This window comes from Alistipes onderdonkii (assembly GCF_025145285.1).
Classification (GTDB): domain Bacteria; phylum Bacteroidota; class Bacteroidia; order Bacteroidales; family Rikenellaceae; genus Alistipes; species Alistipes onderdonkii.
The window spans coordinates 1,296,962-1,316,529 of sequence record NZ_CP102251.1 but is presented as its reverse complement, the minus strand read 5'-3'; the positions used below and the strand labels follow the sequence as shown (position 1 = coordinate 1,316,529).

At 61.6% G+C, this 19,568-nt stretch carries 14 protein-coding genes and 1 pseudogene; 10 read left to right on the top strand and 5 right to left on the bottom strand.

What is annotated here, in order from left to right:
- Nucleotides 1–73 precede the first annotated feature (73 nt).
- The 9 genes and pseudogenes from NQ559_RS05600 (at nt 74) to NQ559_RS05560 (ending at nt 10,794) form a co-directional block, all read left to right on the top strand.
- Nucleotides 74–1,615, top strand: coding sequence for a YifB family Mg chelatase-like AAA ATPase (locus NQ559_RS05600; protein ID WP_018696536.1), 1,542 nt, complete (start codon nt 74–76; stop codon nt 1,613–1,615).
- A gap of 20 nt (nt 1,616–1,635) precedes the next feature.
- Nucleotides 1,636–2,261 (top strand): annotated as a pseudogene (locus tag NQ559_RS05595) (SanA/YdcF family protein).
- A 6-nt stretch (nt 2,262–2,267) separates the two neighbouring features.
- Entirely contained in the window at nt 2,268–3,371 is a 1,104-nt protein-coding gene (gene murG, locus NQ559_RS05590) for an undecaprenyldiphospho-muramoylpentapeptide beta-N-acetylglucosaminyltransferase (protein WP_018696535.1), read from the top strand.
- Between the two features lie 101 nt (nt 3,372–3,472).
- Entirely contained in the window at nt 3,473–4,921 is a 1,449-nt protein-coding gene (locus tag NQ559_RS05585) for a UDP-N-acetylmuramate--L-alanine ligase (RefSeq protein ID WP_018696534.1), read from the top strand.
- A 6-nt stretch (nt 4,922–4,927) separates the two neighbouring features.
- The gene (locus NQ559_RS05580; RefSeq protein WP_018696533.1) at nt 4,928–6,028 is read left to right on the top strand and encodes a POTRA-like domain-containing protein; all 1,101 of its coding nucleotides are present in this window, start codon (nt 4,928–4,930) and stop codon (nt 6,026–6,028) included.
- A 14-nt stretch (nt 6,029–6,042) separates the two neighbouring features.
- On the top strand, nt 6,043–7,515 hold the full coding sequence (ftsA, locus tag NQ559_RS05575) for a cell division protein FtsA (RefSeq protein WP_018696532.1): 1,473 nt from the start codon (nt 6,043–6,045) through the stop codon (nt 7,513–7,515).
- Between the two features lie 101 nt (nt 7,516–7,616).
- Nucleotides 7,617–8,927, top strand: coding sequence for a cell division protein FtsZ (ftsZ, locus tag NQ559_RS05570; protein WP_018696531.1), 1,311 nt, complete (start codon nt 7,617–7,619; stop codon nt 8,925–8,927).
- Between the two features lie 16 nt (nt 8,928–8,943).
- Nucleotides 8,944–10,224: a gliding motility-associated protein GldE gene (gldE, locus tag NQ559_RS05565; protein WP_018696530.1), complete on the top strand. Its 1,281-nt coding sequence runs from the start codon at nt 8,944–8,946 to the stop codon at nt 10,222–10,224.
- A gap of 3 nt (nt 10,225–10,227) precedes the next feature.
- Nucleotides 10,228–10,794: a 4'-phosphopantetheinyl transferase family protein gene (locus tag NQ559_RS05560; RefSeq protein ID WP_018696529.1), complete on the top strand. Its 567-nt coding sequence runs from the start codon at nt 10,228–10,230 to the stop codon at nt 10,792–10,794.
- An 81-nt stretch (nt 10,795–10,875) separates the two neighbouring features.
- On the opposite strand, the gene NQ559_RS05555 is transcribed toward NQ559_RS05560, so the two are convergent.
- Complete coding sequence (locus NQ559_RS05555; RefSeq protein WP_018696528.1) at nt 10,876–12,255, bottom strand: BamA/TamA family outer membrane protein; 1,380 nt, start codon at nt 12,253–12,255, stop codon at nt 10,876–10,878.
- Between the two features lie 215 nt (nt 12,256–12,470).
- On the opposite strand from NQ559_RS05555, the gene NQ559_RS05550 reads away from it, so the two are divergent.
- The gene (locus tag NQ559_RS05550) at nt 12,471–13,112 is read left to right on the top strand and encodes a pentapeptide repeat-containing protein (protein ID WP_026318495.1); all 642 of its coding nucleotides are present in this window, start codon (nt 12,471–12,473) and stop codon (nt 13,110–13,112) included.
- A gap of 350 nt (nt 13,113–13,462) precedes the next feature.
- Here the strand turns inward: NQ559_RS05550 and NQ559_RS05545 are convergent, their stop codons facing one another.
- The 4 genes from NQ559_RS05545 to NQ559_RS05530 all read right to left on the bottom strand — a co-directional run bounded on the left by NQ559_RS05545 (nt 13,463) and on the right by NQ559_RS05530 (nt 19,516).
- Nucleotides 13,463–14,671 (bottom strand): C1 family peptidase, encoded by a 1,209-nt coding sequence (locus NQ559_RS05545; RefSeq protein WP_018696525.1) that lies wholly within the window; start codon nt 14,669–14,671, stop codon nt 13,463–13,465.
- A gap of 27 nt (nt 14,672–14,698) precedes the next feature.
- Complete coding sequence (gene topA, locus NQ559_RS05540) at nt 14,699–16,996, bottom strand: type I DNA topoisomerase (protein WP_018696524.1); 2,298 nt, start codon at nt 16,994–16,996, stop codon at nt 14,699–14,701.
- 77 nt (nt 16,997–17,073) lie between these two features.
- Nucleotides 17,074–18,726, bottom strand: coding sequence for a DUF4270 family protein (locus tag NQ559_RS05535; RefSeq protein WP_018696523.1), 1,653 nt, complete (start codon nt 18,724–18,726; stop codon nt 17,074–17,076).
- Nucleotides 18,710–19,516 (bottom strand): glycogen/starch synthase, encoded by an 807-nt coding sequence (locus NQ559_RS05530; RefSeq protein ID WP_022332093.1) that lies wholly within the window; start codon nt 19,514–19,516, stop codon nt 18,710–18,712. The genes NQ559_RS05535 and NQ559_RS05530 overlap by 17 nt, the downstream gene beginning before the upstream one ends.
- Between the last annotated feature and the right edge of the window lie 52 nt (nt 19,517–19,568).

Below are 19,568 nucleotides of genomic sequence, written 5' to 3'. Positions count from 1 at the left end.
GCCGAAAGGGAGCTCCCGCCACGCCGGAAGACGGGCGGGGATTATGTGAAACGAACAGTTAAATTTCCGATATATGTTTGTCCGGACTTATGCGGGTGCGATCGTGGGGATCGACGCCGCGGCGGTGGCCGTCGAGGTCAACATCGCGGGCGGGGGCCTCGGCATGTACCTGGTGGGGCTGCCGGACAATGCCGTCAAGGAGAGCGAGCAGCGCATACGTGCGGCGTTCGAGAACTCGGGGGAGCGGATGTCCGGCCGTAAGGTGGTCGTGAGCCTCGCCCCGGCCGACCTGCGCAAGGAAGGCGCTTCGTTCGACCTGCCGATCGCCGTGGGGATACTCGCGGCGATGGGGCGCGTGGATGCCGGGGCGCTCGGCGGGACGATGTTCGCGGGCGAGCTGTCGCTCGACGGGACGCTGAAACCCGTGCGGGGCGTGCTGCCGATGGCCGTGCGGGCCCGCGACGAAGGGTTGCGGAGGCTGGTGCTGCCGGCGGTCAATGCCCGGGAGGCGGCCGTGGTGGAGGGCATCGACGTGCTGGGCGCCGGGAGCCTGAAGGAGGTGATGGCGCTGCTGAACGGCGAGGCGCAGATCGAGCCCGCCGTGCCCGGGGCGGCGGAGCCGTTCGAAGTCGCCGCGGGGCGTTACGAGGAGGATTTCGCCGACGTGAAGGGGCAGGCGCTCGCCAAGCGGGCGCTGGAGATCGCCGCGGCGGGAGGGCACAACGTGCTGATGATCGGCGCACCGGGTTCGGGAAAGACGATGCTGGCGCGGCGTATGCCGACGATCCTGCCGCCTCTGTCGCCCGGGGAGGCGCTGGAGACGACCAAGATACACTCCGTGGCCGGGAAGGCAGGGGCTGCCGGCGGACTGATGGTGCGCAGGCCCTACAGGGCTCCGCACCACACCATTTCGCAGGTGGCGCTGATCGGCGGCGGGCAGTCGCCGCGGCCGGGCGAGGTGTCGCTGGCGCACAACGGGGTGCTGTTCCTCGACGAACTGCCCGAGTTCGGGCGCAGCGTGCTGGAGGTGCTGCGACAGCCGTTGGAGGAGAAGAAAATAACCGTGTCGCGGGCCAAATACAGCGTGGAATACCCGGCGAACTTTACGCTCGTGGCGGCGATGAACCCCTGTCCGTGCGGGTATTATAACCACCCGGCCCGGGAGTGCGTCTGCTCGCCGGGGTCGGTGCACCGCTACATGAGCCGGATTTCGGGGCCGCTGATGGACAGGATCGACATGCATGTCGAGGTGACGCCCGTCTGCGCGGCGGAGCTTTCGGCGGCGGCGCCCGGGGAGTCCAGCGCTACGATCCGTGCGCGGGTCGTGCGGGCGCGGGAGGTGCAGGCCGTGCGGTTCCGCGGTGCGCAGGGGGTACATACCAATGCGATGATGAACGCGGCCATGCTGCGCGAATACTGCCGCCCGGATGCCGCTTCGGCGGCGCTGCTGGAGCGCGCGATGGAGCGGCTGAACCTTTCGGCGCGGGCTTACGACCGTATCCTGAAGGTGGCGCGCACGATCGCCGACCTGGCGGGGCGCGACACGGTCGCGGCGGCCGACGTGGCCGAGGCGATCAATTACCGGTCGCTGGATCGGGGTAACTGGGGACGGTGATGAAAAAATGGCTGAAGACAATGGCATGGGCGGCCGCCGCCGGGGCGGTGCTGGCTACTGTGGCGGTATCCGCCGCCGGGTATGCCGTGCAGCGGGCGACAGACGGCCGGGTATACGCCTCGCCCGGGGAGGTGCCCGCCAACCGGGCGGGGTTGCTGCTCGGGACTTCGCGGACGGTGCGTTCGGGACGTCCGAATGCGTATTTCTACAACCGGGTCGATGCGGCCGCGGCACTGTACCATGCCGGCAAAGTGGAGTACTTGGTCATCAGCGGCGACAACGGCCGCAAGGGTTACAACGAGCCGCAGGACATGAAGGAGGCGCTCGTCGGACGGGGCGTGCCGGCGGAGGCGATATACCTCGACTATGCCGGGTTCCGGACGTACGATTCGGTCGTTCGCATGGAAAAGGTATTCGGGCAGGAGAGCTTCACGGTAATCTCACAGGAGTTCCATAACCGCCGTGCGGTTTACATTGCGCAGGCGTTGGGGCTCGATGCCGTAGGGTACAATGCCGCAGACGTGGCGGCGTACGGTGGCATGAAGACCAGGCTCCGGGAAAAGCTGGCGCGGGTCAGGATGTTCATGGATTTATGGACGGGAAAAAACCGAAATTCCTCGGAGAACCCGTCGAAATAGGAAAATAACGGGATATGAAGAAGATCATACTTTCGGGCGGCGGAACGGGCGGACATATCTATCCGGCCGTGGCGGTTGCCGAGGCGCTCGAGCGGCGGTTCGGCGACGATGTGGAACTGCTGTTCGTCGGCGCCGAGGGCAAAATGGAGATGGAGAAGGTGCCGGCGCTGGGCTACCGCATCGTCGGGCTGCCGATTGCGGGGTTGCAGCGGCGCATGGACTGGCACAACCTCGCGGTGCCGCTGAAGGTGCTCCGGAGCATCCGGATGGCGAAAAAGACCATCCGCGATTTCGGGGCCGATGCGGTGGTGGGCTTCGGGGGCTACGCCAGCGCCCCGGTGTTGTGGGCTGCACAGCGGCTGGGGGTGCCGACGGTGATTCAGGAGCAGAACTCCTATGCCGGGCTGACCAACAAGATACTGTCCAGGCGGGCGAAGCGGATCTGCGTCGCCTACGAGGGCATGGAACGCTTTTTCCCGGCCGACAGGATCACGATGACGGGCAATCCCCTGCGGGGCCGCTTCTCGAAAGAGGGAGCCGACCGGGGCGAGGCGTTGGCCTATTACGGCTTTAGAGCGGAGCTCCCGGTGGTGCTGGTCGTGGGCGGGTCGCTCGGGACGCGGTCGCTCAACGAGATGATGAAGGCGTGGATACTCTCGCTCGGAGGCGCCGACGCCCCGGTGCAGGTGATCTGGCAGACGGGGAAATACTACGAGCGCGAGATGCAGGCGTTCCTGGCGGCGCACCCGACGGGGAATATCTGGCAGGGAGCTTTCATCGACCGCATGGACTACGCCTATGCGGCGGCCGATCTGGTCGTGTCGCGCAGCGGCGCCGGAACGGTCTCGGAGCTGTGCCTGGTGGCCAGGCCCGTGTTGTTCGTGCCTTCGCCCAACGTGGCCGAGGATCACCAGACGAAGAATGCCCGGGCGCTGGAGGCCAAAGGGGCTGCGGTGGTGGTGCCCGATGCCGAGGCCCGCACGCGGGCGATGGCGCGGGCGATGGCGCTGCTCGCCGACGGGGAGGCGCTGCGCAGGATGAGCGAAAACCTCGAGAAGCTGGCGCGACCCGACGCGGCGGAGCGGATTGTGGATGAAATCGAAAAGGTAATGAAGTGACCGCACGGCCGTGAAGCCGTAGGGCGCAGGCGGCACCTGTCTTCACGGGACGGGCTGCACCTGCACGGCGGGCGGCGGTATGAAAATCAAGAATCGAGCAGATGGAGTTTCAAAAAGTATATTTTCTGGGTATCGGCGGCATCGGCATGAGCGCCCTGGCCCGCTATTTCCTGCACGAGGGTAAAAAGGTGGCCGGTTACGACCGTACGCCTTCGCACCTGACGGACGAGTTGTCGGCCGAGGGGGCGGCGATCCATTTCGAGGACGACGTGCGGCTGATCCCCGCGGAGTTCCTCGACCCGGCGGCGACGATGGTGGTTTATACCCCGGCCGTGCCGCAGGAGCACGGCGAGTACCGCTATTTCGCCGACCACGGGTTCCGTATCGAGAAGCGCTCGCAGATGTTGGGGCACCTCGCCGAAGGCAAGTACGTGATGGCCGTGGCGGGGACGCACGGCAAGACTACGACGTCGACGCTCGTGGCATGGCTGAACCGCGCCCTGACGGGTGGCGGCAGTGCTTTTCTGGGCGGTATCTCGAAGAATTTCGGCGGCAACCTGGTGCTGGACGGCTGCGGGGGGCAGGGGATGCGCCCGCCCGCGGGGGAGGGATGCGCCGCTGCCGGATCCCGCCTTTCGGGCGGGCGGCTGGCCGTCGAGGCCGACGAGTTCGACCGTTCGTTCCTGCGGCTCTATCCCGATGTGGCGGTGGTCACGTCGGCCGACGCCGACCACCTCGACATTTACGGGACGCACGAGGCGGTGAAGGAGGCTTTCGCGCAGTTCGTGCGGCAGATACGCCCCGGCGGGTTCCTCGTCATCAAGCAAGGGACGGACATCGTGGTGGACAATCCGCAGATTACGGTGTACCGCTATTCGTACGACGTGCCGTGCGACTTCTATGCCCGTAACGTGCAGTTGCTCGAGGGAGGCCATTACAGGTATGACATCGTAGTGCCGGGCGGTGCGATCGAAGGCTGCACGCTGGGCATTCCGGGCTGGGTCAACATCGAAAATTCGGTGGCGGCCGTGGCCTCGGTATGGTGCGCGGCCAGGGCCGAAGGGGTTGCGTTGGATGCGGACGCCCTGCGCGGGGCGCTGGCGTCGTTCTCGGGCGTGAAGCGCCGTTTCGAATTCTATGTCAACACCCCCAGGCAGGTCTACATGGACGATTACGCGCACCATCCGCGCGAACTGGCAGCGACGCTGACCTCCGTGCGGAAGATGTTCCCGGGACGGCGCATTACGGCGCTGTTCCAGCCCCACCTCTACACCCGCACGCGCGACCTTTACGAAGAGTTCGCCGAGTCGCTGTCGCATGCCGACGAGGTGGTGCTGCTGCCGATCTACCCGGCGCGCGAGGAGCCGATCCCCGGCGTCACGTCGGAGCTCATCGCCCGGCGCGTAGCCGTGCCGTGCCGCATCGTCGGCAGGGAGGCGCTGGCCGATACGGTCGCGGCGATGGATACGGACGTGGTGGTGAGCTTCGGGGCGGGCAATATCGACGCCTGCTGCGGGGCGCTGGCCGAAAAACTCGAAGCTAAAAGCTGACGCGCGATGAACCGCTACCTCCGATACGCATTGCTGGCCCTTTTGTGGGGCGCTGTGGCCGCATATATCCTCTATGCGGGCACCACGGCGCAGCGTCTGCGTGCCGCGAGGACGGTCGGGAAGGTCGAGATTGAGGTCGTCGACAGCTCGTCGATGGGCTATCTGGTGTCGGGGCGCATGGTGCGCGGGTGGATCGCGCACAGCGGGATCAAGACGAAAGGCACGGCAGTTGATAAGGTGCCCTTGACGCAGATCGAGGAGATGATCGCCAGGAACGGGTTCGTGGAGCGGGTGGACGCCTATGTCACCTATGACGGGGTGCTGCACGTGGATATCAGCCAGCGAAGGCCGCTCGTGCGGCTGCTGGTGGACGGCGTGGATTCGTACGTCACGGCGGAGGACTATGTGTTCGCCGCGCCGCGGGCATCGTCGCTTTACGTGCCGGTCGTGACGGGCAGCTACCGCCCGCCGTTTCCCGCGGGGTATGCCGGTTCCGTGCGGGCGCATATCGACACCGAGTCGGCGAAGGTGGACAAACGGATCGCGGAGCTGGAGCGGGAGAAGTACCCGCTTTACAGGCGCGAACTGCAGAACGACCGCAACCTGTCGGCGCTGCGCCGTATGCGGGTCAAGAAACAGTGGTGGCGGCTGGAAAGCTCGGCCGAGTTCGACAAACGGGTCGGCGAACTGCGCCGCCACAAGGTCGAAATGCGCCGCAAATACCGCTACGAGGCGCGTATGATCCAGGAGGGGATCGACCGTATCGCTCGGCAGCAGGAGGCCGAGCGGCTGAAACAAAAAAAGTTGGAGAAAAGCTACGAAGATTTCATGAAACTCCTTACCTTTGTAGAGTTCGTCGAAGAGGACGACTTCTGGAGGTCGGAAGTGGTGCAGATTGCGGCCCGGACGACCCCCAGCGGAGCGTTGGAGGTGGAACTGGTGCCGCGAAGCGGACGCCACACCATTCTTTTCGGGCGCATCGAGCAGGTGGAGCGTAAGTTCGACAAGTTGATGCGCTTCTACCGCAGCGGGTTGCAGAACATCGGCTGGGATGCGTACAGGACGATAGATATCAGATACAAGGATCAGGTGGTTTGCAAGAAATAAAAAGGAAATATACCGTGGAAAGAAAGAATTATACCGTTGCCGTCGACCTGGGCTCGTCGAACGTCGTGGTGGCTGTCGGCGAGAAGGTCGCCGAAGGCCGGATGGATGTGGCGTCGATCGTGTCGAAGCCCGTCGAGGGCGTCAATGCGGGCAAGATCGAGAATATCGAACTGGTGAGCCGTGCCATCCGCGAAGCCATGTCCGAAGCCGAAGAGCAGCTGGGTATCCGGATCACGGAGGCCTATGCCGGTATTTCGGGCGATTTCGTGCGCTGTGCGCGCCATACGGATCATGTCTTCGTCTACGATCCCCAGAACGGTGTCAACCAGAAGGACGTCGACGCGCTGTTCGACCGCATGCGGAACGTGCAGGCGCCCGACGACGAGACCATCATGGAGCGTGTGCCCCAGAACTATGTGGTCGACGACAACCAGGAGGTCAAGAACCCCGTGGGGTCGTTCGGCAAGAAACTCTCGTCGACGTTCAATTTCATCCTTTGCCTGCGCACGCCGATGCAGCGGCTCGACATGGCGCTCAAGCGGCTCGGCATAAAGATGCTGGGCGTGACGTCGAATGCCATCGCCACGGCCGAGGCCGTGCTGCTGCCCGACGAGAAGGAGGAGGGCGTAGCGGTGGTCGACATCGGCGGCGGCGTGACGGACGTGGCGGTTTATTACCGCAACGTGGTGCGTTATATCGCCACGATCCCGATGGGGGCCATGGCCATCAACCGCGACATCCGCACGATGAGCGTGCCCGAGAAACATGTGGAAAGCCTCAAACAGAAATACGGTTCGGCGGTGGCCGACCTGGCCCCGGAGGACAAACTGATCCGCGTCAACGGCCGCACGGCCCGCGAAGCGAAGGACATCCTGCTGCGCAACCTGGCGACGGTGATCGAAGCCCGTGCCACGGATATTGCAGAGTTCGTATTGCAGGAGATCCGGGATTCGGGGTATGCCGGCAAGCTGGCCTACGGCATTGTCCTGACGGGAGGTTCGGCCAAGCTGAAGGATGTGGACGAGTTGTTCCGCCGCGTGACGGGCATGGACGTGCGCATCGCATCGGCCGAGACCGGCGTTGCGGAGGAGTCGAAGGAGAAGGTCGCAGACCCGGCCTATGCCACGGCGGTCGGTATTTTGCTCAAGGGCGCCGAGCAGGGTGCCTGCGCGGTGATCGAGCGTCCGGCCTCGCCGGCGTCCCGGCCTGCGGAACCCCGCCCGGGATTCCAGCCCCAGCAGCCCCAGGCCGCACCCGAGTTCCGCCATACGCCGCGGTTCCAGCAGCCCGCACAGGGGCCGGCTTCCGCGGCGGCACAGCCTGCGCCCGATGAGGATGCCGCGGCAAGGGGGCAGGAGCGGGAAGATGAGCAGCTGAAGGCCCCCGTGATCGAACCCAAGCGCAAGCGCGACTGGGGGTCGATCTTCCAGAAGACCTTCGACAAGATCAACAAGAGCTTTACGGCCGCCGAGGACGAGGAGATCTGATGCTGAGGGCTGCAACCGGTTCTTTAGGCGGCCGGGCGTGAGGAGGATTTGCGGGTGTTAGCCCCGCGTGGGAATTAATCAGAAGAAAGGAGTAAAGAGATATGACAGACGAATTGATGTCGGAAATCAAAGCCCCGAAAACGGACGGGTCGATCATTATGGTGGTCGGTGTCGGCGGTGCCGGCGGGAATGCCGTGAACCATATGTGGAACCTGGGTATACGGGGCGTGACGTTCATGGTTTGCAATACCGACCAGCAGGCGTTGGATAAGAGCCCCGTGGAGCTGAAGATACGCCTCGGCGCCGAGGGCCTCGGTGCGGGGAACGACCCGGAGAACGGCCGCCGTGCCGCAGTCGAGTCGCTGCCCGAAATCCGCCAGCACCTCGAAGAGGCCGGGACTCGGATGCTGTTCATCACGGCCGGCATGGGCGGCGGTACGGGTACGGGCGCTTCGCCCGTCATCGCCAAGCTGGCCAAGGAGATGGGGCTGCTGACTGTGGCGATCGTCACCTCGCCGCTGGCCGTCGAGGGTAAGATCCGCTACGAACAGGCTTTCCGCGGGATCGAGGAACTGCGCCAGAATGTCGATTCGCTGCTGATTATCAACAACGAGAATATCCTCGAAATATACGGGCGCCTGTCGCTCAAGCAGGCGTTCGGCAAGGCCGACGACATTCTGTGTTCGGCGGCGAAGGGCATCGCCGAGATCATCACGGTCGAGAGCGACCTGGTGAACGTCGACTTCGCCGATGTGTCGAAGGTGATGCGCGACAGCGGCCGCGCGCACATGGCCGTGGCTACGGCCGAAGGCGACAACCGCGCCGAGACTGCTGCCGAGGCTTCGCTGCGTTCGCCGCTTCTGGATCACAACCTGATCTCGGGTGCGAAGAATATCCTGCTGAACATTTCGGTGTCGAACGCCGACTCGCTGATGTACGAGGAGGTGGTGCGCATCCTGGAGTATATCCAGGCGCATGCCAGCGTGCAGGACGACAACGGCGTGATACACAACGCCAATATCATCTGGGGTACGAGCGAGAAGCCCCAGCTGGGCAACGCCATCGAACTGGTGGTGGTGGCCACGGGGTTCTCGGGCGATGCGTCCGTCGACGTGATGAAGCAGATCATCCCCCCGGCGCGTATCACGGAACCGGTGAAGGAGCCTGTGGCTCCCGTGCTGGAGCCGATCAAGCCCGTTGCGCCGCCGCAGCGGCCGCCCGAGCAGGTGATGCTCGGCGCCAAGTCGACCCGCTACAACAACATCGAACTGCTGCTGGCCAAACCGGCCTACCAGTCGCGCAACTCGAAGTTCATCGTGCAGATGCCCGGCGGACGCAAGGAGGTGCTGCGCGAGGAGTCCGAAAACAGCCAGCAGGCTGCCGATTCGCAGGGCGGATCGCTTTTTGACTAACTAAATCCGCGCAAGTTTGGAGAGTACCGCTTCATGGATCGCATTCAACGGGTTTTCGGGCCATATCGCCGTGCTGTGCGCGGTGACGTTGGGACTGCTGTGCGTTTCAGCGCTCGTATCGGGGGCTGAAACTTCGTTTTTCTCCCTGTCGCATAAGGATATCCGCCGCCTGCAGACGCGCACGACTGCTTCGGCGGAGGCGGTGTTGCACTTGCTGACGAATGTCGACGTGCTGCTGGCGACGATTCTGGTGGTCAACAACCTGGTGAATATCTGCATCGTCATCCTCGTGTCGGGTATCATCGACTCGGTTTTTACGTTCCTGCGTTTCGAGTTCCTGTTCAAGACCGTACTGGTGACTTTCCTGCTGCTGCTGTTCGGCGAGATACTGCCCAAAGTATTGGCGCAGACCATGCCGGTGCGTTTCGCGCAGTTCGCGGCACGGCCGCTCAGGGTGTTGCGGTGGATTTTCTATCCGCTCTCCTACATCCTGGTGCGCACGAGCAGCCGCATCAGCGAAAAGGCGGCGCACAAGAGCGAGATTTCGCTCGACGAACTGGCCGACGCCGTGGATATGACCCAGAGTTCGAGCCCCGAGGAGCATGTGATGCTGTCGGGGATCGTCAACTTCGTGAATACCGAGGTGCAGGAGATCATGAAACCCCGCGTGGACATTACGGCGCTCTCGGTGACGGACGATTACGAGACCGTCAAGCAGACGATCATCCGGTCGGGTTTTTCGCGTATCCCGGTATACGAAGAGGATATCGACAATATCAGGGGGACGCTCTATGTCAAGGATCTGCTCCCCTATATCAACCACGGCAACGAATTCGGCTGGCAGCAGTTGGTGCGCAAGCCCTATTTCGTGCCCGAGCATAAGAAGATCAACGACCTGCTGGGCGACTTCCAGTCGAACAAGGTGCACATGGCGATCGTCGTCGACGAGTACGGTTCGACGCTGGGGCTGGTGTCGCTGGAAGATATCATCGAGGAGATCGTGGGCGAGATTTCGGACGAAAGCGATGCCGACGAGAGTTTCTTCACGCGTCTCGACGAGAAGAGTTACCTCTTCGACGGCAAGAGCCACCTGGGCGATTTCGAACGGGTGCTGGGAATCGACGAGGAGACCTTTGCCGACGTGAAGGGCGATGCCGAGACCCTCGCCGGGCTGATGCTCGAACTCAAACGCGACTTCCCCCGCAAGGGCGATGTCTTTACGTCGCACGACATCCGTTTTACGGTGCAGGAGATGGACGGGCACCGTGTCGATAAAATCCGTGTGGACTTGCAGTGAACGATGGGAAAGGCACTCTTCATAGAGCCGCCGATGGACGAGGCCGGGGTAGCCGGGTGGGTGACATCCGACGAATTGGCCGAGGCCCGGCGTTTTGTGCGGGAGGGCCGGCGCCGGGAATACCTCACGTGGCGAGCCGTCGTCCGCCGGGAACTGGGGGCAGATGTGCGGATTGCCTATGATGCCGCCGGGGCCCCGGTCGTCGACAGGGACGGGGTGTACGTCGGGGTTTCGCATTGCAGGGGGCGTGTGGCCGTCTGTCTGTCCGATGTCCCCTGCGCGGTCGACATCGAGCCCGAGACGCGGGATTTCAGCCGTGCCGCGCCGCGTTACATGTCCCCCTCCGAGCTGGCGCTGTCCGGCGATCCGTTGCTGCCTGCCGCCGTTTGGTGCGCCAAGGAGGCGCTCTACAAATATGCCCGGCGCCCGGGGCTGGACTTGCTGCACGACCTGCGGGTGGAGGCGGTGGATTTTGCGGCCGGAACCGTTGTCGGGCGCATCGGCGGCGGGGAGGCGATCCGGCTCACGCTGCATCGTGCCGACGGGTTTATCACGGTATATACGGTATAGTCCCGACGGGATTACCGCATGGGAAAGCCCCTCCCGAGGAGGGGCTTTCCCATATGTGTCCTGTTCGCGCGGCGCAGGCTCTTAGAAGGCTTCGGAGGCCGTGAAGAGGAAGGCCGAGGAGCGTTTGCGATCCCACGGCAGGTTTTGGTTGCCGTAGACGCCCCAGCCGTAGTCGAGGCGGATGTTCATCCGGTTCTTGAACTCGAACCGGTAGCCGCAGCCGAAGCTGTAAAGGGTGTTGTCCCAGCGGAATTTGTCGGTGCCCCAGACCTGTCCGCCGCCGATCCAGGCTACGACGCCGTGGCGGCGGTAGATTTTCTGGCGCAGCTCGATCTGCGTCTCGACGAGCCTTTTGTCGCGGTAGCGCCCTTCGTAGTAGCCGCGCATGCGTTCCATGCCGCCCATCTTGGCGTACATGTGCCACGAAGGGGTGCCGGCCGTGAAGTCGGCGTAGAGGTCGTAGGCGAAGATGGCGCCTTTCCAGAGTTTCCGGTAGAAGTCGAAGGTCAGGGTGAAGCGTCCGAAGTTGCGGCGCGTATTGCCCAGCCATTCGGGGTACCACTTGGCTTCGGCCTTGATGAAGATACCCCTCGAAGCGTTGAATGTCACGTCGCGCGTGTCGTATTGGGCGAAGAGGCCGAGGCTGGTGTTGAAGGCGTTCGGATTGTCGCCCGATTCGGTAATGTAATTCGAGAAGGGATCCTGCTTGGCCGGGTCGTAGCGCCCCTCCTGCCAGAGGGTGTAGAGTTCGCCCATCCTGCCGCCCGGAACCGGCTTCCCGGCGTCTACGTCGGCTTTGACATTATTCATATAGGCGACCATGCCCGTGTCTTTGTACTTCGCCCCGGTGTAGTCGATGCCCCCGCTGACGCCGATGTAAAAGCGTCCGGCGAGCGCCGTGCAGTAGGAGATGCGGAAGATGCCCATCGTGGTGGTGAGCTCCTGTGCGTAGCCCTCCGCGCCGGCGTTGTAGCCCACGCCGTAGAATGCACCCGGAAAATAGACGAAGGCCCCGGCGTAGCTCAGGCGTTGTTTGTTGTGGTTGAAGATGTTGTCGCCCGAGAAGCGGAGCAGGACGAATTTTTCGGTCGTGACGTTGCCGTAGATCGAGATATTCGACGGGGCGGTCACGGAGTCCGTGCGGTCTATCCGGTAAAGCCCCGCCACGAGGAACCCGATGCCGAAGCCGACATCCGACGAATAGTTCGGGCCGGGGGCGATGCTCCAGTCGATTTTCTTTTCGAACGTACGGTCGATATTCGAACGGCTGTAATAGTCGATGATGCGGCGTATGAAGCCTTTGCGTTGGGCAGGCGATGTGAGGGCTGCGGTGTCGGCAGGCTGTTTCGGGGAGCGGGCTGCGGCGCTTCCGATCTGGGACAGGGCTTCCTCGGTCGAGGGGAAGGCGTCCATGTCCTTCTCGGGTTGCTGCCCCGCGGCGGTATATGCTATCAACAGCATACAGGCCGTCAAAATGGTTCTGTATCCCTTTTTCATGAATCGTTCGGGTGAAAGGCGACCCAAAGATAGGAATTATTTTCCGTATGCGCAAAACGGCGCGAGCGTGGCGGAGAAGGGCGCGGCCTTCCGGGATAAATTCTTACCTTTGCTGCGGCGACCCTTCCGTACGCGGCTTTGCAGGCGGGGATACGGGTGGCCGTTTACTGAACTTAAAGATGCAGATAACCAGACCAGTCCCGGCCGCCGATCCCGTGGAACATACCGATGGCAGGGCGTTGACCGAAGGCGAAGAGATTGCCGGAGGCATTTTCCGCAGCATTGTTTTCCCGCACCTTGACCGGGAACATATCTGGGTGCAGTCGTGCCTTTTCGCGGGCTGCCTTTTCCCGGCGTGCACGCTGCGCGGATCGCATTTCACGGATGTGACCTTCCGGAACTGCGACCTGTCGAACGCCGACCTGACGGGGTGCAGTTTCCAGCGGGTGGAGTTCCTGGATTGCAAGCTCATGGGGACGAACCTCTCCGAAGCGACGATGCAGCATGTGGCCTTCGAGCGCTGCAAGGCGGAATTCGCCAATTTCGCACTGGGGCGCTTGCGTTTCGTGGCGCACGGGCAGGGAGTCATGCGGGGTGCCGTGTTCGACGAGTGCCGCCTGGAGAAGGTCGCCTTTTCGCGCTGCGACCTGACGCAGGGCGAATTCCGCGGCACGCGCCTGCGCGGGCTTTCGTTCGCCGATTCCGACATCCGCGGCATGCGGGTCGGCGAGGTCGGTTCGTTTGAATTAAAGGGTTTGAAGATCAATGCATTGCAGGCGGTTGACCTGGTGCGGCTGCTGGGGGTAGAGGTGGAGGAATAGAGGGTTTATTCAAAAAATTTACATATTTCTTAAAAAATCTTAATAAAATATTTGGAAGTTTGCTTTTGCCGTAGTACTTTTGCCTTGTCTTAAATGATAAAATATTTTAAGAATTATTTAAAATTATTTAGTATGAAAGCAAGGATCAATGAGTGGTTACGCACCGCCCTGATTATGTTGGGAGAGAGCATCAAGCTGCGCGAGATGTAATATCTCCCTTTTATTTTCGGAAAAGAGTTAAAACTTCGATATACGAAAGCGGCCCGACTGTCAAAGTCGGGCCGCTTTTCATTTCGGGCTCCCTGCCGCCATGCGGCTGAGGCTTCTCAGGGGCGGTCGTTACGCCCGGGTTATTTGATGCCCAGTTTCTTGGCGATCTCCTTGGGCAGGGCGTGCTTGTTGACCATGACCGAGGTTGTCTTGTAAGCGACGAACGGGCGCGAGAAATACCAGAATCCGTCGTAGGGCGGACGTACGTCCCATGAATTCTGCACCTTGTAGTAGTGGTTGCCTGCCTGGTCGGTGGCCGTACCCATGATGACCATGCCGTGGTCGTCGGTGGTTTCGTAGTTGTCGAAAGCCACCTGACGCATCTCCTGGGTGATGTCGAGCTCCTTGCCCGGCTTGTCGAACTTGTAGAGTGCGTCGTCCTTCTCCTTCTGCGTCAGTTTGCCCCAGCGCTCGGCTTCGGTGCCGCCCATGCCTTCGAGGTCGGCGGCCGGTACGATGCCGATCGCCTTGGTGCGGCTGAATCCCTTTTCGCTTACGTCAGTGCCCCACGCGACGGGATAACCGTTCTCCAGTGCGTTGTCCACGACGGCCATCATTTCGTCGAGCGGAAGGTTGTAGACCGTGCCCCACATCCAGTTATCGGGCACCTCGATGATGAATTGCGTATAGAAGGGGTGGTGTGTGAACGAACTGATGTCGATATAGTCGTCGATGTCGATCGGCAGCGAGGCGGCGAACGTCCGGGGCGTGTATTCCTTGCCCTGATAGGTGAAGGTCTCGGGCATCGGGCCGAAATATTCGTTCAGAATGGCGTTGAAACCCCGTTTCCAAGCCGTCGAGAGCGGCTTGTTCGAAGATTTGGTGCTGGCCTCCATCACTGCGTCGAGGTAGGCTTTCAGCACGCGCGAGAGTTCGTGGAAATCGGCTTTCTCGGTGCCGTAGTTGAAGCCCGGGTAGGCTTCGAACGGGACGATGCCGTAGTTGCGGATGCCTTCCGTCACGTCGCGCGAGGCCCCGCCTTCGGCGAAGTTGATCTCGCCGTGCATGCGGATGTATTTCACGGCTTTCTCCATGAACGTATGGCGGACGATCCACATTTCGGAGAGGTGCACGGGGGCGCCTCCCGCACGCAGGATTTCACCTTCGAGGAACGAAAGGGTCGAGTAGCACCAGCAGGTGCCGCTACGGCTCTGATCCTTGACCGGGGTCATGGGGATCAGTTTGACGTCGGTGAACCGGTAGCCTTCGGCGGCGGTCGTGTCGGGGGCCTGTGCCGCAGCCGTAAATGCGGCGCAGAAGGCAACGAGGGTCAGCAGGAGTTTCTTCATTGCGTTACAGTTTAGTTATAGGTTCTGTTATTTCTTCGAGTCGGCGACGATCTTCAGGCAGTCGTCGAGCGTGAGTTCTTCGGGTTTGCTGCCCTTGGGCAGGCGGTAGTTCTTGCCCTTGTAGGCGATGTAGGCCCCGTAACGGCCGTTCTTGACCAGCATGTCGGGCTCTTCGGGGAAGCTCCGCAGCGGAGTGTTGGCCGCGGCGGCCGCAGCCTTCTGGGCATGGACGATCTCTACGGCCCGCTCGTAGGTGAGCGTGTAGGGGTCGTCGCCCTTTTGCAGCGATGCGAACGATTTGCCGTGGCGCACGTAGGGCCCGTACTTGCCGATGCCCACCGAGAGTTCCTCGCCGTCGAGCTGGCCCAGGTCGCGGGGCAGCGCGAAGAGCGCCAACGCCTCCTCGAGCGTGATCGACTCGATCAGCTGGCCCTTTTTGAGCGAGGCGAAGCGCCCTTTCTGGCCCTCTTCGCCTTCGATCTCGACCATCGGGCCGTAACGGCCGATGCGGGCCTTGACGATATGTCCCGTTTTGGGGTCGTTGCCCAGGATGCGTGCCTGGCTCTTCTTGTCGGTCTGCGTGCCGATGGCCGTGTCGACCATCTGGTGGAAGGGGCCGTAGAAATCGTGGATCATCTTCACCCACGTGATGTCGCCGTCGGCGATGCGGTCGAATTCCTTTTCGACGCTGGCCGTGAAGTTATAGTCCATGATCGGCTTGAACTGCGTTTCGAGGTAGTCGTTGACGACCATGCCGATGTCCGTCGGCGAAAGGCGGTTCTTCTCCTTGCCGTAGCTTTCCGAGAGGTTTTTCGTGGCGAGCTTGTCGCCCGTGAGGGTCATCTGTACGTAGCTGCGTTTCTGCCCCTCCTTGTTTTGCTTGACCACGTAGCCGCGGTTGATGATCGTCGTGATGGTCGGCGCATAGGTCGAGGGGCGTCCGATGCCCAGTTCTTCGAGGCGCTTGACCAGCGAGGCTTCGTTGTAACGCGCCGGGGCCTGCGTGAAGCGTTCCGTGGCGGTGATCTGCGTCGAAAGCAGTTCGTCGCCCTGGGCCATCTTCGGGAGCAGCCCTTCGCCGCTTTCGGCGGCCTGGTCGTCGTCCGTGGATTCGGAGTAGAGGCGCAGGAAGCCGTCGAAGCGGACGACTTCGCCCGTGGCGACGAATTGCTGCGACGACCCCGACATGTCGATCACGATGGTCGTGCGGTCGAGTTCGGCGCAGACCATCTGCGAAGCTACGGTGCGCTTCCAGATCAGGTCGTAGAGTTTCTTTTCGGCCGGGGTGCCTTCGATCGACTGGCGGTCGATATACGACGGGCGGATGGCCTCGTGCGCCTCCTGGGCCCCCTTGGTCTTGGTCTTATAGTTATGCCATGACGAATATTTTTCGCCGTAGAGTTTCGTGATCTCCTCCTTGCACTGGGCCAGTGCCTGTTGCGAGAGGTTTACGGAGTCGGTACGCATGTAGGTGATGAGACCCTGCTCGTAGAGGTGCTGGGCGACGGACATCGTCTGCGAAACGGACATGCCCAGCTTGCGGCCCGCCTCCTGCTGGAGCGTCGAGGTCGTGAACGGAGGTGCCGGGAAACGCTGTGCGGGTTTCTCTTCGGCTTTCGACACGGTGAATGTGGCGCCGATGCAACTGCGGAGGAATGCCTCGGCCTCGGCCTGCGTTTCGAAGCGCGACGGGAGTTCGGCCTTGAAGATGGTCTTTTCGGGGTCGTTGGCCGCGTAGAACTGTGCCACGACGCGGAAATAGGGTGCCGAGCGGAAGGCGATGATCTCGCGCTCGCGCTCGACGATCAGCCGTACGGCGACGCTCTGCACGCGGCCGGCCGAAAGCGACGGCCGCACTTTCTTCCACAGCACGGGCGAAAGCTCGAAGCCGACCAGGCGGTCGAGGATACGGCGTGCCTGCTGTGCATTGACCAGATCCATGTTGACCGTGCGGGGGTTCTCGATGGCTTCGAGAATCGCCCGCTTGGTGATTTCGTGGAAGACGATGCGCTTGGTCTGGTCGACGGGGAGCCCCAACACTTCGGTCAGGTGCCATGCGATGGCTTCTCCTTCGCGGTCTTCATCGGACGCCAGCCATACGGTCTTGCTCTTGGCAAGTTTGGTCAGTTCGTCCACCACTTTCTTCTTGTCGCCCGGGATTTCATAGACGGGCTTGAACTCGTCGTCGATATTGATGCCCAGGTCTTTTTTCGACAGGTCGCGGATGTGTCCGAAACTCGACTTGACGATATAGTCCTTGCCGAGGAACTTCTCGATGGTTTTGGCCTTGGCGGGGGACTCGACGATTACTAAATTTTCCTGCATGCGTTCTTTATGGCTTTTCTGAAATGCGAAAACCTAAGCATGAGTACTTAGGTTTCGCATTCCGTGCTGTTGATCCTTTATTTGACCAGGGTATAGGCGATGTCGATCTTGATCGGGGCATCCTCCTTGGTCAGCGACCCGTCCGAGGGCGTCATACCCTGCATCACACTGTAATTCTGGGTGTAGAGGCCGTATGCCTCGGGCCCCATGTACATAGTCCTGGTTTTGATTCTCTCCGCGATCTCTTCCCACGGGGCGTTCTCGCCCAGCTCCTTCACGGCCTCCTGGTAGTAGTTCCACATGCTCTGCACGTGGCCCGTGATGTCCATCACGTAGCAGCCCCGGCTGCGGTTGATGTAACCGCCGTAGGTCAGCGTCGTGCTGTAGGTCTTCTCGTAGGCATAGGCGTAGTCGGTGATGCCCGAGAGCTTTTTGTAATTGGTATAGAGGCCCAGGCGGCTCTGCGAGGCGTCCATCTGCTCGATCATGTGCTTCACGTCGGTCAGGTTCTGCCAGTCGTAGTTGCTGCCCGCGAAATAGACCGACATCCGGGCCTGGTTGATGGCCAGGGTGTTGAACTCCTTGGCGGAAGCGGCGTTCTCGTCCTTGATGATCTGCGCCAGCTGCCTGAAGAACTCCTCGGTGAAGGTCATTTCCGTTACGACGCCGCCCATGCCCTCGACGTAGACCTGCTTGCTGAGCGGACGGTTCTCGTTGGTCTCGACCGCATCCGCAATGTCGAACCTCTGCGGAGAAGTGGCTTTCGAGTAGTCGTGGCGGATGGTGTTGACCGACACGTTGCCGTAGTCGACCGAAGAGTCGTAGAAAATGTAGGGGATCGAAATCGTGTCGGCGATCAGCGTAGGGTCGCTCTCCAGGCGGTTACGCCCGTAGATCGCGAAGCCCGAAGCGTCGAGCGACGTGGCGTAGATGTTGCCCTTGTTGGGGGTCGTCTGGTCGACGGCCGGGACGATGTAAAGCCCCTTGAACTCGGCGACCCACTGTTCGAGGCTGTCGAGGCTGTAAATCGAATAGTCGCCCTTGTACGTGCCCTCCTGAAGCATCAGGCGGTTGATGAATTCCCGTCCCTTTGGGGTCGGTTTCATGGTGGTGTACGTGGTGGCAGGGCCTGTCGTCTTTCCGTCGGGGAAGGTGAACGTGAAGAGCACGTCGTCGCCTACGACACCCGCCTTGACGGGGTCGAAATTGAGGTAGAAGGTCGTGTCGCGCTCGGACTTTCCGCTTTCGACGGGTTTCTCGGTCAGGTATTTGTTGCTGACGACCTCGTATACGTTGTACTCCTGCGAGGTGAGCGTGTCGCTGCCGTAGCTGGAGATGGAAAGCAGGATGATCGCCGAGTCGAGGATCGGGCGGAACCCGAAATAGCCCGAGTCGATTTCATAGGGGACGTATTGCGTGAGGAACCCTGCCGTGCGCAGTCCGAACGTATCGCTGAGCATCGAACCCATGTACCCGTAGGTGAGGTTCGACGTGATGAGCGAGTCGGTCTGGTAAAGCCGCGTCTCGACATAGCGCCTGGGGTTGAGATCCCCCGTCAGCGTCAGGGCGCCGAATGTCTGGTAACCCGCTTTCATCTGCTGGTTGTCCGGCACGAGGTTCGACCCCAGTGTGTCGTCGACCTTGGTGCAGCCCGCGAATGTCATCGCAGCGACGGCCGTCACGACGGCGGCGGCGCGGAGCAAACGGCGGAAATTATTGAATCGCTTCATAGAATCGGTTGTAATTATCGAAAAAGTCCGCTGCCTCGGGCGACTGGTATTCGAGCATCGGTTTCCCGCTCGCACGGGCGATCTCCAATACCTTGGGGTCGGCATCTGCGGAAGCTGCGACCACACCGTCGGCATATTCCATAACGAAGCGGCAGAGGTTTTCGTATGACGGGACGTCGAGAATTGCGAGATTTTTATCCTTGACCCCCTCGCCGGCGATCTTCGCGGCGAAGCCCTTGTCCAGTTCCCCGGGGAAGCCGTCGGCGTAGAGCGAGACGACGACTTTCACGTCGCGGAAAATCGGGTCGTCGGCGAAGACACGTTTCAGGTAGACCGGGATCACTCCCGAGAACCAGCCGTGGCAATGGACTATGGTCGGCGTCCAGCGCAGTTTTTTGACCGTTTCCAGCACGCCGCGGGCAAAGAAGATGGCCCGTTCGTCGTTGTCGGGGAATTCCGCCCCTTCGCTGTCGGTCAGCACGGCCTTGCGCGAGAAATAGTCGTCGTTGTCGATGAAATAGATCTGCACGCGCGCCGCGGGGATAGAGGCCACCTTGATGATGAGCTGGTGGTCGTTGTCGTCGATGATGAGGTTCATGCCCGAAAGACGTATTACCTCGTGGAGCTGGTGCCGGCGTTCGTTGATACAGCCGTAGCGCGGCATGAAGGTACGGATTTCGTTCCCACGCTCCTGCATCGCCTGCGTGAGAGCGCGGCAAAGTCCGGAAGCCTCCGTCTCTGGAAGATAGGGTGTAATCTCCTGACAGACGTACAGAATCTTATTTGCCATGGTTCGAGTATTTGATCTTTCGCGGTCTATTGTGCAAAGATAGTGAAAAAAT

Coding starts and splice junctions, on each gene's coding strand:
- NQ559_RS05600 (WP_018696536.1), top strand. CDS start 74: ATGTTTGTCCGGACTTATGCGGGTGCGATCGTGGGGATCGACGCCGCG.
- murG (WP_018696535.1), top strand. CDS start 2,268: ATGAAGAAGATCATACTTTCGGGCGGCGGAACGGGCGGACATATCTAT.
- NQ559_RS05585 (WP_018696534.1), top strand. CDS start 3,473: ATGGAGTTTCAAAAAGTATATTTTCTGGGTATCGGCGGCATCGGCATG.
- NQ559_RS05580 (WP_018696533.1), top strand. CDS start 4,928: ATGAACCGCTACCTCCGATACGCATTGCTGGCCCTTTTGTGGGGCGCT.
- ftsZ (WP_018696531.1), top strand. CDS start 7,617: ATGACAGACGAATTGATGTCGGAAATCAAAGCCCCGAAAACGGACGGG.
- NQ559_RS05560 (WP_018696529.1), top strand. CDS start 10,228: ATGGGAAAGGCACTCTTCATAGAGCCGCCGATGGACGAGGCCGGGGTA.
- NQ559_RS05555 (WP_018696528.1), bottom strand. CDS start 12,255: ATGCTGTTGATAGCATATACCGCCGCGGGGCAGCAACCCGAGAAGGAC.
- NQ559_RS05550 (WP_026318495.1), top strand. CDS start 12,471: ATGCAGATAACCAGACCAGTCCCGGCCGCCGATCCCGTGGAACATACC.
- NQ559_RS05545 (WP_018696525.1), bottom strand. CDS start 14,671: ATGAAGAAACTCCTGCTGACCCTCGTTGCCTTCTGCGCCGCATTTACG.
- topA (WP_018696524.1), bottom strand. CDS start 16,996: ATGCAGGAAAATTTAGTAATCGTCGAGTCCCCCGCCAAGGCCAAAACC.
- NQ559_RS05535 (WP_018696523.1), bottom strand. CDS start 18,726: ATGAAGCGATTCAATAATTTCCGCCGTTTGCTCCGCGCCGCCGCCGTC.
- NQ559_RS05530 (WP_022332093.1), bottom strand. CDS start 19,516: ATGGCAAATAAGATTCTGTACGTCTGTCAGGAGATTACACCCTATCTT.